Below are 14,696 nucleotides of genomic sequence, written 5' to 3'. Positions count from 1 at the left end.
TGGGAATTTCCCAATGGAAGTACAGACAGAAAAGGAACAAGCAAGCCCTCTAAGGTTAGCGATTATCGATTTTTTCAGGATACAGATCATGGTTCATCATCCGGTGATCTGCCATTTTCTCAAACTTGGTTCCAGGTTTCCCGTAATTGCAGTATGGATCAATGGAAATGCCGCCCCTTGGCGTGAATTTGCCCCAAACTTCAATATAGCGCGGATCCATTCGTTCAATTAAATCATTCATGATCGTATTTATGCTGTCTTCATGAAAACCACCATGGTTCCTGAAACTGAAAATATATAATTTTAAAGATTTGCTTTCTACCATTTTTATGTCCGGTATATAGCTAATATAAATCGTCCCAAAATCAGGCTGTTTCGTCATCGGGCAAAGTGTGGTAAATTCAGGAATGTTGAATTTTACGAAATAATCCCTGTTCGGGTGCTGGTTTTCAAATGTCTCCAGCAATTCCGGTGCGTAATTGAAATGATATTCTGTATTTTGATTGCCGAGCAAGGTAATATCTTTGAGTTCTTCCTCATTTCTTCCAGTCATTGGTAAACCTCCTTTCATGAAAAACTAAAAAAACCACGGCCTAAGGCACATGGTTTATAATCGCATCATCTGTCCTTAGTTTTTTATAGAGGGTTTAAGCTAAGAACCTCTTCTGTCAGGTCACTAACAGATATTATTTTACTTGATTAAGTATATTAGGGCGTGGTTGGATTGTCAATGGTCTGCTGAATTTTGAAGAGCTGCTCATCATCTATTAAAAGTGACTCGTTCCATTCCCAAACTCGCTTATGTTTCGTAAAAGTCCCCCCCTGAGCCTGAAATAGATCGAATACATTTTATCCCTATTGATTAAGATATAGTGCTTTCTAGCTATTGACTTGTATATGCAAAACAAATATACTTTAATAAATATACGTAAAACACATATACAAACGAGGTGTATATCTTATTATATATACATACCATGCCCGGAGGTGACGAAAATGTCTGATCATTTTGCATGTATTGCGCTGGATGTAGTTGATTCACGCAAGATGGCAGCAGCAACACTTGAAAAATTACTAAGAACACTGACAGAGGATCTAAACAGCAAATATGCAAATGACATGCTGATGCCTTTTACTATTCGTAATGGAGATGAGGTGATAGGCATATTTTACCGTTTTGCAATGGGCTGCAAGGCATTGGAGCATATTTTCGAGAAAACGGGGGGATTTTCCGTTTATGCGGGGTGCGGTTTTGGTAAAATGAATACGATGCATCATATTGATGTGCATACGTCCAATAGTCTAGCTATTATTTATGCGATGGAAGCAAGGGATCAGTTCCTCAAAAATAGTAAGAAAAAAGCAGCCATATGGAATAAGGATTTTACCAACAAGGTTTTTTTCTATGCAGAAAACTTTCCTTATCAGGCAATCAATAGCCAATTTTACACATTGCGTTCCTATAAGCAGAAACGCAGTGAGAAGCAGCGTCAAATCATTGCGGAAATGAACAAATATCCGCGAAAAACCTATGAGGAAATCGGTAAAATGTTCAACTATAAAAACCCGCGTGCAAGCATAAGCAATCATTTGTCAGCGGCCAATTATGAGCTGGTCAATGAGATGGAAAAGAGTTTAATGGAATTGCTGGATATGCTGCAGTATTTCTTGGAGCAGGTGAAATCATGACGTATTTTCTATTATTAAGTATTGCACATTTCACCGCTGATTTCCTCTTCCAATCAAACAAACTGGCAAAACAAAAGAAAGTAAAATCAACTAGAATAATAGCTTTAGCGAAGCATGCAGGCGTCCATTTGCTAATGTACATTTTACTCCTGATACCATGGCTAATATGGGGAAAACAATTTAGCCTAGCATCAGTATTTATTTTTTTAGTTATCGTTTTATCCATTACGATCACTCATTTTATTATTGATTTGATCAAAGAAACTATTTCAGAAAAAATTACATCGCAAAAACAGCATGCGCTCATTTTTGCAGTGGACCAGCTTTTGCATATCTCGATCATTATCGTGATCCTACGAACTTTTCAAGTGGTGAATTTTACACTGTCTGAACTGGCAGGAGGGATTTATGAATTTCTCTTTCACGGTATTTCCCTGACACACCTGGAAACTGTACTGGCACTTGGTATTTTACTTATCATAGGGACCTACGGGATTTCCTATTTCCTTGCCATTGTCCTAAAGAACCTGGCACCTGAGGATGCCATCATCAGTACAAAACAAGAAAGACAAGAAAAGGAAGAGAACAGCCAATTGACAAGCATGACAACAACAACGGAAGTTTCCTTTGCCTATCCCAGACAGCATAAAAATATAGGACGCTATATAGGCATGCTGGAGCGAATCCTGATTATTATTCTCGTCGTAAATCAGGCGCTCACAAGCATTACCATTCTAGTAGCGATCAAGTCGATCACAAGGTTTAAGCAGTTTGAGGACAAGCGTTTCGCTGAGTATTATTTGATTGGCACATTGTTCAGTATTGTGATTGCTATTTGTATTGGATTTTTAGCTTTGCGCATCATTTAAAAACGGGAGCAGGAGAAAAATAATGTTTTTAATCTAGGCACATTAATATTTTCCTTTAGCAATGCGGTATGTTTTCCAAATATAATAAAAGGGCACTATTAAAATAATCAAGGTAAGGATCAATATTCCTGGACCCAGACCGCCTTCCTGCTCCATGGCAGTTTGGATCGTTCTATAGAGCAACCAGCTGAACATCAAGCTTATCATTAAATTAATCAAAGCCATCATTCTGGCTGTGTTTCTTTTGATTTGCTTAAGCTGTTTTTCAGTCAATGCTTCTTTTTTGATAAAAGGCATATTGACAAATTGCATCGTTTCTTTTGGCTCCTGATTGATGATTAAAAAATAATTAAGCACGAATGCCTGGGATAAAATAAAACCGTATAAAACAAGCATGCCAATAAGGATACCTTTTCCGCCCCATGCATCCGGTTCACCGGCGATGTTGAAATGATGGGGAATTTCTTCAGGCAGCTGTCTGTACTGAAAAATGACATAAACCGCTGTCAGAAGCAAGATGATAAAAGAAATTACATCAACAAAAGGGGAGTAATATGTACTTATTTTTTTCCACAAATCATGTCACCTCTTTATAGGGAAATCCTTGCACTCGCGGGAACTTTGCAAGAATTATTATAACATGAGGGCAGTGGTTATGAGACAATTATTTAATTAAATGGATACACTGCAAGGAGGAAACCATGAATCTCAAATTGCTATATAGTATTATGCTGCTCACGCTGACATTGAAAGTACCATTAAGTACCATGTTTGATGTAGAAGCGTGGGATGCAGCTAACGAAGGACATACACCAATGGTGGTAGATAGCCACATCGATACGCTGATGAAAGTGGTGGAAGATGAAACAGGGCTGCCTGCAGTTGATATTGGCGAGGAAACCGATTTCGAAATAGATATACCGAAGCTGCAAGAAGCTGGATTGCATGTGCCGTTTATGGCTGCTTTTACTGCTGGTCACTATGATGATCATGCAAAAAATATCAGCGATACCCTGGCACCCATTCATGCTCTATATTGGACAGAAAAAAATAATAGCGAGTCGTTTACCATTGCCTCTACATTGGACGAAATCAGGCAGGCAGTTAAGGATGAGAAAATAGCTGCAGTACCTGCAATAGAAGGAGCATATTCTTTAGCAGGAGAGCATGCTCTAGAACTTTTACATCAATACTATGATTTAGGCATTACCACGATCGGATTTACCTGGAACTACTCCAACGCACTTGGAGAAGGGGCAGACCGTGTTTATAATGATAGAAATAATACACCTTCCGATGGCGGATTGACGGAGTTAGGCGAAACCATCGTGAAGGAAATGAATCGTCTCGGCATGCTCGTTGATGTTTCCCATATGGATGAAGGGACATTCTGGGATGTGCTTGATGTGACCGAAGAACCGATTATCGCAACTCATTCCGGTGTGGATGCGCTGCACTCCCACCCAAGAAATTTAACCGATGACCAGCTGCGGGCACTCGCTGAAAATGGCGGAGTGATCGGGATTGTATTTTATCCGCAGTTTTTAACCGAGACTGGTGAGGCAACAGTTGGGGATATTGTGGATCATATTGATCATGCTGTAGAGATAATGGGTGTAGATCATGTTGCGATAGGCTCTGATTTTGACGGGGCAACACTTCCTGCAGATATGCAGGATTCCACTGATATTTCGATGATTACGGAGGAATTGGAAATTCGAGGATATTCCAGCTTTGATATTATGAAAATCATGGGCGGAAATACATTAAGGGTTTTGCAAGAAGTACAGGAGGCTGCTGATCCTGAAGTGAAAAATGAGGCAAAGGAAATTGCGATATATCCTGATGTAGAAACGGGGGATGTCGTCGAAAGCCGAACCCCGGTGTTTAGGGCAGAGATTGATAGTGAAGGACATATTGATGAAAATAGCTTACGGATCATTATAGATGGCCAAGTACATGAACCGGAATACGATGAATCTTCTTCTACGGTAAGCTTTCAGCCTGATGAAGCATTGGAGGAAAAATTCCACGTTGTTACATTCGAAGTTACGAGTGAAGGCGGTGAAGTGAAAAGAGAGAGCAGGATATTTTATATAGAGTAAAGTAAAGAATACTAAATATATAACTAAATTTGGAAAGAAAAAAGCAGGTAGATAATATGTTTCCCTTTCTATTTTCTTGTTTCTCTCTTAAAAATTCATGTATTCGTGAAAAAGAGTATATTTAAGTATGATTAATAGAACGAGAAATTTAAGAAATATAACATTGGTTAGCGATGGAGCAAAGCACACTGCCGAATTAATTCAACGTGTAAATTCTATCGGACGCTTTCACCAGTCAAAGAATCACTGGAAAGATGTATTTAAAAAACCAATCTGTCAATTTATTAAATAATTCTCCCCTTTTAATTCATATAAAGTGAAAGAGGTTGGGACAGAACTCTGAGTAAGCATTGAAAAGACGAACAACACAATAGCTCCGGAAATATACGTAGACTTCTGTGGGAGCAAAGGCATCGGTGAGACCCCGCAGTGCGACAGCACGAGGAGGCTCACCAGCCGCCCACGGAAAGCGAAGTATATTTCCGGAGCGGGTGATGTGCACAAAAGTTTGGATTTTCGTTTGCTAAAATGGTTCTGTCCCAGCCTCTGATTAGATTTAGTTTGTCGTGTTTCTAGACTGTTATCATTTAAAAATGAAACGTTTTTACTTCGACTGTATATTTGGATATTACCTCATCATCTATTTCATATCCAATCCCAGCATTATCAGGAACAGGAATAACACCATTTTCAACGATCACCTCAGGCTGAATAATATCTTGTTTCCAATATCGGGAAGACCCAGCTGTATCACCAGGTAAAGTGAATTGAGGCAGTGTGGTCAAGGCAATATTATGTGCCCGCCCGATACCTGCCTCGAACATCCCGCCACACCAGACAGCTACTCCATGCTCTTTGCAATAATCATGTATGCGCTTCGCCTCGGTTATTCCACCAACACGCCCAATTTTGATATTAATAATTTTACAGCTGCCAAGCTCAACTGCCTTTCTGGCATCGTCCAATGAATGAATGCTTTCATCCAGGCATATTGGTGTAGTCATTTCTGACTGAAGTTTTGCATGATCTACAATATCATCATGTTCAAGCGGCTGCTCGATCATCATTAGGTTTAAGTCATCCAGTAGTTGAAGATGTTTAATATCACTTAATGTGTAGGCAGAATTCGCATCTGCCATAATAGGAGTATCGGGGAAATGTTTTCTTACTTCCCGTAAATAATCTATATCCCAGCCTGGTTTGATTTTTATTTTAATCCGCTTATACCCTTCCTGGATATAATGATCAACTGTTTTAAGCAAATCAGTAACAGTGGGTTGTATCCCGATGCTGATCCCGACATCAATTTCCGATTTTGTACCACCAATTGCTTGGGCAAGGGGGATATTTTTACTTTTAGCATACAAATCCCAAATGGATCCTTCCAGAGCTGATTTTGCCATATTATTTCGTTTAATTGGTTTGAAAAGTACAGAAACATCATCCGGATGATTAATATTATTTTCCTGTAAAATGGGTATTAAAAAATCCTCCATTACATGCAAATTTGTATTTACCGTTTCTTCACTGTACCAGGGAGTCGAAAATGCTACGGATTCACCAAATCCACGATTCCCATTATCATCGATTGCTTCCGTAACGTAAAACGCTTTATCCTGAATTGTTCCAAAGCTAGTTGTAAATGGGTCAATTAATTGCATATTTAATTTGTGTAATTTCAATTGTTTAATTAGTATAGTCACGATAATAATCTCCTTCACGATAAAAAATTCAATTTTCCCCCGTGCTGAAAATTTTAGAGCTGTGGGTCAACTAGTAAAGTAATTTAGCCTTGACCGGTTCGGGTACCCAGAAAAAAATGTCAACATCGACATTGCCTTGTGTAATTTTTACTGTAGAAGGAAGAATAAGAGTTATAACCGTTTCTTTATAGGCAAATCTTTTCGGTGGGAAGAGCATTCACGCACTACCAAATCATTTAGGAAAGCCGAAATTTTTGCAGCTGCAACTCTTATCCAGCTGGTATGGTCAGATGCAGTCCATATGTCACTATCCTGGGCGCCTGTACCTTATTTTCCCTTTTTATTTCCAATGAAATAATTTGAAAAAACGTAAGGTGTTATAGAGAATTTTCCACATTCTGAGCCTCGTTCTTGTCGCTATTGTTCATTTTTGCAATTCCGATACCTGTATACCCCAAAATAATCGCAAACAAAAATCCTATATAGCACAAAATGGCCCATGGAGCATAACTAAGGGTTGGCACACCTAGTGTTCCTGCCATAAAAACGCCAGCTGATGACCAAGGTACGAGTGGTACGACAACTGTTCCCGAATCTTCTAAGGTTCTTGACAGGTTTTTTGCATGTAATTGATATTTTGTATAGGTATCTTTATAAATTTCCCCAGGAACAAGGATAGAAAGATAAGAGTTACCCGTGACTAATGCCATTGTAATACAGGAAAAAACAGTGGTTAACACAAGGTCGCCAGTCCGTTTAACTAGTTTCATAAGGGAGCTGAGGATCACTTCAAGAGAGCCGGATGTTGTTATAATGCCGGCAAATATGAATGCACAAAATGCAATCAGGACTGGACCTGTCATTGATTGCATACCACCCTGTGTTACCAACTCTGTCACTTCGGGAATAACATTACTTGCATTAAATCCTGTGCTATTCACCATGGATATATCAAATCCTACAACAGTTGAAGCAAAAATATCCGTTACAGAATAACCTTGAATAAATTTAGCCATGAAAGCCGCAACTAATGATGAAAAAATGATAGTTGGCAAAGTTGGCTTTTTACGGATTGCACTATACAAAATGATAATTGGTGGAATCAGTAACCAGAGACTCCAGTCGAACATCTCAGTTAATGTTTGCAGCATCAAATTCATACTTTCAGGTGTTGACACATCACCTCCTGACAAGTTAAATCCTGCAACTAAATAGATTAACATACTGACAATTGCTGCAGGTATTGTTGTCCAGAGCATGTGGCGTATATGTTCATATAACTCACTTCCTGCTGCGATAGGTGCTAAATTCGTTGTATCTGAAAGCGGTGATAATTTGTCACCAAAGTAAGCACCAGCTACAATTGCACCTGCAGTTGCAGGCAAATTGGCCTCAAGACCGGTAGCAATACCAATGAGAGCAACGCCGACTGTTCCAACTGATCCCCAGGAAGTTCCTGTGACAATGGCAATGATCGATGAAACGACAAAGGCAATAAGTACAATATAGGAAGGATTTATAATTTCTAACCCATAATAAATAAACATCGGGATAGTTCCTGAAATCATCCATGTTCCGATTAGTATACCAATCGATATGAGAATAAGTATCGCTGGCATGGCTTGTTTTATTTTTTCTTGAACGCCTTCCATCATGTCCGTCCATTTCAAGCCTAATCTTATGGCAATGAATCCAGCAAATATTGATGACAGAATTAATAATGGTTCTGGGTTTAGTCCATAAACCCCGAAACCAATCGCGAGCAGTAACAACATGACAATAATTGGTGAAAAAGCTTCTAATAAATTTGGTTTCCTTTTCATATATCCTGACTCCTTATTTAGTATTAGTTTTCTCAAATTAAATACGCATGATGAATTCAGGGGGACTCCATGGTCTGTTTAATAATCTGTAACTTTAATGTTCAAATGTACCTTTGACAATGACTTCTTTATCTTTCATCATGTGTTTACCTTTAGCAAAGACATCTTTGATTTCAAGGCTATTCTTATCCAAAATGAGTATGTCAGCATCAGATGATTCCTGAATCCCTCCTTTTTTATGTAATTGAAGTACATTGGCTGTGTTGCTAGTTACGAGCCGCAGTATTTCTTCCAAAGACAATTTCTCTGTTTTTACTGCTGCAATAAGTTCATTAAATAAAGTTCGAGTGCTTGCTACGCCATATCCAATGAGTATTCCATTGTCATCAAACTTAGGCAGACTGCCATTTCCATCAGAGGAAACCGTTAAATGACGCATTTCACCTCCGTTTCCCTTAAAGTAGCTGATCCATTTTCCGGTATTGTTATCAGCGGTGATATCTACATATACTCCTTTATTCGATAACGCAATAGCATCCTTCATTAATGTTTCATTTCTCATAATATGAGTTGCATATAAATTTGAAGCATTAATTTCATATTTTTCTAGTAACTCGTGTAATGGAGCTAGATAGTTTTTTCCTGGTCCTGTATGAAAATGGATAACACCTGCTTTCCCGCTAATTAGTCCTCCTACAGTTGCATCCGCTGCTAATCTTGCGAGTTCATGCATAGATGGCTGCGATGAGCGAAAATCAGAAATTGCGATTTCTCCTGTTCCAATAACTTTATCGATAAGAATAATATCCTCTTTTACGGAGGAGGTAATGGTGGGGGTGGGAACGCAGTAATTCCCTGTATATATATAAGTACTAATACCTTCTTCCTCAAGCCCACGTGCTTTAGCGAGTAGTGAAGTCATATGACGAGTGGTACCGTCTGTTCCTAATAGCCCCACGGCGGTTGTAATGCCTGAGCGAATTAAATCACTTAATTGGATTTCTGGTGTACGAGTTGCAAATCCTGCTTCCCCACCGCCACCTATGAAATGTACATGCGGGTCGATAAAACCTGGAACAACTATTGATTGATCTGCATGAATGACTTCAACGTTTACGTTTAATTTCATCAGAAGTTTTTCATCAATGCTGCCTACTTTTATAATTTTATCCCCGGCTAACAAAATAGATTGTTTTCCGACATACTTAGGTGTGTAAACTTCGCCATTTTGAATTAAGGTTATCATGAAATCCCTCCGACAATTTATAGGAATATTAATTAAATTTCCTTTCCCAGTATGTTGCAAAAAGTATGCCAACTTGAGGTCGCTTTATGGAGCAGAATATTAAAAAAATGGGTGGATTTTTAAGGTTTTAGTAAACCTAAAAAAACACCCAATAAATTAAAGTTTATTTAAAACACTAATACCTAAATCAGTAATACTTGTCCCCTGTTTTTTTTGTCCAATATGGACGCAATCGTATTTTTTCAGGACATTAAGTTTGGTTCGCAATTGGTTTTCAGAAATGGGAATATACATCATTGATTGCAGGGAAGCCCGGCCAATCCCTGATGAACGTCCTTTATTTAATGATAAACAGTGTAAAATCTCCTTGAATACAGGTAACTCATCTTTCGATTTCAGCAGTTTGATGATTTTTTTTGCATTGGCAGCATCATCCTTTATTTCTCTTAATGGTAATGGAAGATCATCAACAGTTATTTTTTCCCCATCTGCAGAAACAGATAGATAGGTAATGGTACTTTCCAATTCACGTATGTTTCCAGGCCATCTATAGGCAGAGAGTTTCATTAACATTTCAGATGAAATCTCCATGCTAATATGATTCTTTTTCATTATGTAATCTATTAGTATACCAATGTCCTCTCTTCGTTCTCTAAGTGGAGGGATGTGCAATGGCAGTTGGTTAAGACGGTAAAATAAATCTTCCCGAAAAGACCCCTCAACAATCATTTTTTGAAAATCTTTATTTGTAGCGGTTATCAGTCGAACATTAATCGGGATTACTTTATCACCACCAACTCGCGTGATCTCCTGCTCTTGTATAACGCGAAGTATAGCTGCCTGGATTTTTGCAGGAGCATCACCTATTTCATCCAAAAAGAGGGTTCCGTTATGCGCAAGTTCAAAGAAACCGATTTTTCCACCTTTGGCTGCACCGGTAAACGCTCCCTCCTCATAGCCAAACAATTCACTTTCAGCAATTGATTGAGGAATACCGGCAAAATTCACAGCTACGAAAGGTCCGCTCTGTCTCGATGAGAATGAATGGATAGATTGTGCAAACACTTCTTTTCCTGTGCCGCTTTCACCTGTAATGGTTATAGCATAATCACTTCGAGCGAGTTTTTTTGCCAGATCTTTCGTTTTTTTAATCGAGTTGGAATTTCCGATGATATCCTTGAATGTATATCTTGTAACCAACCCGGATTCTCGCTGTTTTTTGCGAATTTCCTGTTCCATACGCTGCACATGTGAAACATCTTGGAAAATAATAACGAATCCAGAAAAAACATTGTCGAGCATAATTGGATTTAACGTGGTCAAGAGATTTAACCCTTGATATTGAATCATATGTCGGGGAATCTGTACCCTTTTTTTTATAACTTCTTCGACAGGAAAATTTGCTATTACTTCGGTGTAATGCTTTCCATTCACTCCCTCACGTCTGATTCCTAAAATATTGCTTGCTTCTGCATTAAAAAAAGTGATTTTCCCGTATTCGTTGCCAAATATGATACCTTCCTGTGCAACATCCAAAACTGCTTCAAGCTGTAAATTTAAATAACGACCATTTTGAAGTGAATGAGCCAACCTCTTGCCAATGCGCACAAAGTTTTTCACAAAATCTATAGTCATATGATTAGATTTTTCGAACGGTAAATGAAGGAACTTTGCAATTTCAAATAAGGTAGATAGATCCAGACTTCTATTCCCTAAATCAATCACTCTATTGATAGTTTCAGGAACAAAATCAACCAATCCATGTGTTATCGCCACATCTACATTTATAGAAGGTAATGGGATCATATCTGATGAGTAAGCAATCAGACTTAAATAATCAAACCCCAGTCTATTCAATAAGTCTACTGATTCATGTGCAACTCTTTCATCGTTGCTGACTAATAGACAACTTGTATTTTGAGGCAATCCAAATAATTGCTCTAATTGATTGAAATCAATGGAACGGTTAGGGATGATACATGGTATATTTATGTTTTTCTTCTTTATAAAATCCCGATATAGTTCGTCAGTACCTGCCAGGATAAGATCAATTTTATCCAGGTTTTTCATAGCGTAAGCAAAGTGATTACTTTGCAATTGAATTTGATCGCCAAATATCTCACGTATATTTTCTCTGAATGTTTCGTACAGTCCTATTTCTTTGGTCAATATTAAAATAGCAGTTTTTTTCAATGTTCTACCTCCATATTATTAACTAATCTTCCGGTAATCGATGGGACGGGTGGTACAGAAGATTCCGAAATAAACCTGATTGGACGAGGTTTTACGCTGTATAAGAATTGAGGTGATTTTATCGCAGTGTAACTGGCTGGCCGACAAAAACGCCACGTCCTGGGACTGTGCGTAAATGCTCGTCCCACCGAAAACCTTTGGGACTACGGGACAGTAGTTTCTCGTCCCATCGTAAGGAATTGTGGCAACGTCTGCATGACCTACCTCCTGTAGGCCTAAACCCCTACTGAATGAAGTTTCACTTTATTGAAATCAGCTGTTGTTACATGTTAGCGTAATTATCGATTTCAGAAAATACCAACATATAATTATTCACTATTTAAAATTTTGTATTCAGTTTTATTTGCCGCACTGTATTTTTAAAAGTTCTTTGAAAAATACCTATTAAAAAATGCCTCCATTTTAGTAGAAAGAGATTTTATCTTTTCAAGAATTATAACATTATTATGTTTTTATCAATATTGAATACTATAATGAACTGTTAATCTTTTATTTAGTGACTTTAAACTATTATTTCTTTCCATTTATTATAGTTGCATATCATTTCATTAATATAAGTTAAACTTTTGGTACATAAAATATACTATTCTGTCCTTCAAGAGGTACCCCTGCCAATAGTTTTATTTTGTTGCAAAGGTGTACATTGTTTTGTGTTTCCCTCAAAAGTCTCTTTTATTATGGGAACAAGTGTTCTATAATGAAGGCGAGTAATATTTGGACAATTTGTTTTGGCAAGTATGCCACCATTTGGAAACGCGTTTCGAAAGTAATTACAAAGTGGGTCCAAAGATGAGCTTTTTGGACAAGGAGGTATGAATTAATGACTGAGAAGAAACGCATGACTTTTGAGGAGATTTTTGAGCAAAATGAACGCAGGATTTATTATCATATGCATAAGCTGCAAGTAAGGGATCCGGAGCAGGAATTTTATCAGGAAGGTTTGATTGCCATGTGGAATGCCTATGAAAAATATGAGCCAGACAGAGGCCCGATGGCAACTTATTTTAATTATACGATCCGTAATCGGATGATTGATTTAATAAGGAAAAAAGAACGTGATCGGGAAGGGTTTCATCAATTTGCCGAAGAGATGATGGTGAAAGAAGGGGACGGAAATTATTATAAGACAGGTAGTAAATCTTACCCCATTGTCCAAGGATCAGAACAGCATACGTATGACGGCGCGTTTTGGGGTGAAATCCGCTCTGCCTTGAGCGATAATCAGTGGAAATGGGTGAGGCTGTTTGTAATGGAAGGTATGCCGATAAAAGAAATTGCCGAAGAAGAAGGGGTCTCACCGGATGCTGTAAAAAGCTGGGGCAGGGAAGCGCGGAAAAAGCTGAAAAAGAAATCGGACGACTTGACTGATTATAAATATTAAATCGGTAAAGGGAAGCTGAGTTAGACCCGGGCTTCCCTTAGAGTTATTTGCAGAGGTTCATATCAGGTATTGTTTTCTTTTTTCGGATATTCGAAAGTAAATTCATCACCAATAGCTATTTCACCGGTATTTATTTTTACGTTTGCCTGGTGACCTTGATGAAAGGAAGGACCATAATTAATGGATGCACCGCTTGAGATGTGGTTAATTTTTTTATAAAAAATCCGGTTTACTTGTCCTTGATTTTTCATGCCTGAGCCTCCTTGCGTACAGTTTATGCAACCGGGACAACCTGCGTATAGATGGATAACAGGGGAGCGAACGAAATGTACGCATGTGCAGGCACTGGATTTATAAATCGCTATGAATCTAGTATAATTGGATTAATAACTATGAAAGAAGCTCATTCTTGAGAGGAGAATATAAATGAAATTTTTCCACACGGCTGACTGGCACTTGGGAAAACTGGTGCAAGGGATCTATATGACGGAGGATCAGGATTACATATTACAGCAATTGATGCAAGAAATAGAAAAAGAAAAACCGGATGCGATAATTATTGCCGGGGATTTATATGACCGGGCGGTACCGCCCATTGAAGCGGTTCATTTGCTGGATTCTTTTTTAGATAAGGTGGTTATGCAGTTGGGAATACCGGTGCTTGCTATTGCCGGAAACCACGACAGTCCGAGCAGACTCAATTTTGGTAGCAAAATTATGAAGGACAGGGCCTGTCATATTTCCGGAACACTCGTACAAGAGATGGAACCGGTAGTTCTGCACGACGAACACGGGGAAGTTCATTTTCATCTTGTTCCTTACTGTGATCCGAGTATGGTGCGGCATGCACTTCAAGATGATGAGATTCGCAGCCACAATGATGCGATGGAAAAAATCGTAAACCATATCCGGGAAGGAATGGATCCTGAAGCACGTCATGTTTTTGTCGGACATGCTTTTGTTACACCGTACGGGGAAGAAAAGGCAAACACAAGTGAATCGGAGCGGCCGCTTTCCATCGGCGGATCCGAATATGTGGACGCACACCACTTTACCCCTTTTCATTATACGGCGCTTGGGCATTTACATCAGGCGCATTTTGTATCGGAAGAAAAAATCCGCTATGCAGGCTCGTTACTGAAGTATTCAGTATCAGAAGAGCGTCATAAAAAAGGGTTTTATATTGTGGAGATCGATGAAAGTGGTGAGGCAGTAATAGAAAAACGTCTGCTGGAGCCAAGTAGAGATATGAGAACAGTGGAAGGAACGCTGAATGAATTGCTTACACATCCGGTGAACGAAGATTATGTATTTGTTCGTTTGACGGATGAAAAGCCGGTTTTATCACCGATGGAGAAGGTAAGATCTGTGTATCCGAATACAATGCATATCGAACAAGTGATGAACAACATGGCTTTTCACGCAACTGACAGCCATACTTCTCCTGCTCGCACAGAAATCAGTGAACTTGAACGCTTTCAGGAATTTTATAAAAAAGTAAAAGGGGTGGAAGCAACAGAGGAAACGGAAGCGATTTTTAAAGAGGTTTTGGATGATTTACTGAAAGAGAGAAATGAAACTTCGAAAATCGAGGAATATACGAATGTTTAAAAGAAAGGGGGATATA

General features: G+C 38.6%; 12 protein-coding genes and 1 riboswitch. Of the genes, 5 read left to right on the top strand and 7 right to left on the bottom strand.

Translation table 11 applies throughout. From position 1 onward, the window contains the following. Nucleotides 1–55 precede the first annotated feature (55 nt). Nucleotides 56–553: a preQ(1) synthase gene (queF, locus tag ACDX78_RS09225; protein ID WP_486027222.1), complete on the bottom strand. Its 498-nt coding sequence runs from the start codon at nucleotides 551–553 to the stop codon at nucleotides 56–58. Between the two features lie 69 nt (nucleotides 554–622). Then, nucleotides 623–669, bottom strand: a riboswitch (PreQ1 riboswitch). A gap of 327 nt (nucleotides 670–996) precedes the next feature. On the opposite strand from queF, the gene ACDX78_RS09220 reads away from it, so the two are divergent. Beyond that, nucleotides 997–1,689, top strand: coding sequence for a hypothetical protein (locus tag ACDX78_RS09220; RefSeq protein ID WP_486027220.1), 693 nt, complete (start codon nucleotides 997–999; stop codon nucleotides 1,687–1,689). Beyond that, nucleotides 1,686–2,558 carry a DUF3307 domain-containing protein gene (locus ACDX78_RS09215; protein WP_486027219.1) on the top strand — a complete coding sequence of 291 codons (873 nt, stop codon included), beginning with the start codon at nucleotides 1,686–1,688 and terminating at the stop codon, nucleotides 2,556–2,558. The genes ACDX78_RS09220 and ACDX78_RS09215 overlap by 4 nt, the downstream gene beginning before the upstream one ends. Nucleotides 2,559–2,600: 42 nt before the next feature. On the opposite strand, the gene ACDX78_RS09210 is transcribed toward ACDX78_RS09215, so the two are convergent. Beyond that, a complete protein-coding gene (locus ACDX78_RS09210) occupies nucleotides 2,601–3,134 on the bottom strand; it encodes a DUF1648 domain-containing protein (RefSeq protein ID WP_486027217.1) in 534 nt (177 codons plus the stop codon). Between the two features lie 125 nt (nucleotides 3,135–3,259). Between ACDX78_RS09210 and ACDX78_RS09205 the strand changes: the two genes are divergently transcribed. Next, on the top strand, nucleotides 3,260–4,663 hold the full coding sequence (locus tag ACDX78_RS09205; RefSeq protein WP_486027215.1) for a dipeptidase: 1,404 nt from the start codon (nucleotides 3,260–3,262) through the stop codon (nucleotides 4,661–4,663). A gap of 587 nt (nucleotides 4,664–5,250) precedes the next feature. Here the strand turns inward: ACDX78_RS09205 and menC are convergent. The 4 genes from menC to ACDX78_RS09185 form a co-directional block, all read right to left on the bottom strand. Continuing rightward, entirely contained in the window at nucleotides 5,251–6,360 is a 1,110-nt protein-coding gene (gene menC / locus ACDX78_RS09200; RefSeq protein ID WP_486027335.1) for an o-succinylbenzoate synthase, read from the bottom strand. A 383-nt stretch (nucleotides 6,361–6,743) separates the two neighbouring features. Next, nucleotides 6,744–8,189 (bottom strand): Na+/H+ antiporter NhaC, encoded by a 1,446-nt coding sequence (gene nhaC, locus ACDX78_RS09195; protein WP_486027213.1) that lies wholly within the window; start codon nucleotides 8,187–8,189, stop codon nucleotides 6,744–6,746. 94 nt (nucleotides 8,190–8,283) lie between these two features. Then, nucleotides 8,284–9,435: a beta-aspartyl-peptidase gene (gene iadA / locus ACDX78_RS09190; RefSeq protein WP_486027211.1), complete on the bottom strand. Its 1,152-nt coding sequence runs from the start codon at nucleotides 9,433–9,435 to the stop codon at nucleotides 8,284–8,286. 156 nt (nucleotides 9,436–9,591) lie between these two features. After that, nucleotides 9,592–11,628: a sigma-54 interaction domain-containing protein gene (locus ACDX78_RS09185; RefSeq protein ID WP_486027209.1), complete on the bottom strand. Its 2,037-nt coding sequence runs from the start codon at nucleotides 11,626–11,628 to the stop codon at nucleotides 9,592–9,594. 880 nt (nucleotides 11,629–12,508) lie between these two features. Between ACDX78_RS09185 and ACDX78_RS09180 the strand changes: the two genes are divergently transcribed. Then, nucleotides 12,509–13,069 carry a sigma-70 family RNA polymerase sigma factor gene (locus tag ACDX78_RS09180; protein WP_486027207.1) on the top strand — a complete coding sequence of 187 codons (561 nt, stop codon included), beginning with the start codon at nucleotides 12,509–12,511 and terminating at the stop codon, nucleotides 13,067–13,069. Between the two features lie 62 nt (nucleotides 13,070–13,131). Here the strand turns inward: ACDX78_RS09180 and ACDX78_RS09175 are convergent, their stop codons facing one another. Next, nucleotides 13,132–13,320 carry a hypothetical protein gene (locus ACDX78_RS09175; protein WP_486027206.1) on the bottom strand — a complete coding sequence of 63 codons (189 nt, stop codon included), beginning with the start codon at nucleotides 13,318–13,320 and terminating at the stop codon, nucleotides 13,132–13,134. Between the two features lie 175 nt (nucleotides 13,321–13,495). Between ACDX78_RS09175 and ACDX78_RS09170 the strand changes: the two genes are divergently transcribed. Then, nucleotides 13,496–14,680, top strand: coding sequence for an exonuclease SbcCD subunit D (locus ACDX78_RS09170; RefSeq protein WP_486027205.1), 1,185 nt, complete (start codon nucleotides 13,496–13,498; stop codon nucleotides 14,678–14,680). The last annotated feature ends 16 nt before the right edge of the window (nucleotides 14,681–14,696 follow it).

Origin of the sequence: Virgibacillus oceani, from assembly GCF_041521345.1 — a bacterium.
In the GTDB taxonomy this organism is placed as follows: domain Bacteria; phylum Bacillota; class Bacilli; order Bacillales; family Amphibacillaceae; genus Virgibacillus_N; species Virgibacillus_N oceani_A.
The sequence above is the reverse complement of the archived record's forward strand: the minus strand, read 5'-3'. Positions and strand labels throughout refer to the sequence as shown.

What these genes read in the sequence shown, in the direction of transcription:
- nhaC (WP_486027213.1), bottom strand. Translation starts at nt 8,189, where the DNA reads ATGAAAAGGAAACCAAATTTATTAGAAGCTTTTTCACCAATTATTGTC.
- ACDX78_RS09170 (WP_486027205.1), top strand. Translation starts at nt 13,496, where the DNA reads ATGAAATTTTTCCACACGGCTGACTGGCACTTGGGAAAACTGGTGCAA.
- ACDX78_RS09175 (WP_486027206.1), bottom strand. Translation starts at nt 13,320, where the DNA reads ATGAAAAATCAAGGACAAGTAAACCGGATTTTTTATAAAAAAATTAAC.
- iadA (WP_486027211.1), bottom strand. Translation starts at nt 9,435, where the DNA reads ATGATAACCTTAATTCAAAATGGCGAAGTTTACACACCTAAGTATGTC.
- ACDX78_RS09220 (WP_486027220.1), top strand. Translation starts at nt 997, where the DNA reads ATGTCTGATCATTTTGCATGTATTGCGCTGGATGTAGTTGATTCACGC.
- ACDX78_RS09205 (WP_486027215.1), top strand. Translation starts at nt 3,260, where the DNA reads ATGAATCTCAAATTGCTATATAGTATTATGCTGCTCACGCTGACATTG.
- ACDX78_RS09180 (WP_486027207.1), top strand. Translation starts at nt 12,509, where the DNA reads ATGACTGAGAAGAAACGCATGACTTTTGAGGAGATTTTTGAGCAAAAT.
- queF (WP_486027222.1), bottom strand. Translation starts at nt 553, where the DNA reads ATGACTGGAAGAAATGAGGAAGAACTCAAAGATATTACCTTGCTCGGC.
- ACDX78_RS09215 (WP_486027219.1), top strand. Translation starts at nt 1,686, where the DNA reads ATGACGTATTTTCTATTATTAAGTATTGCACATTTCACCGCTGATTTC.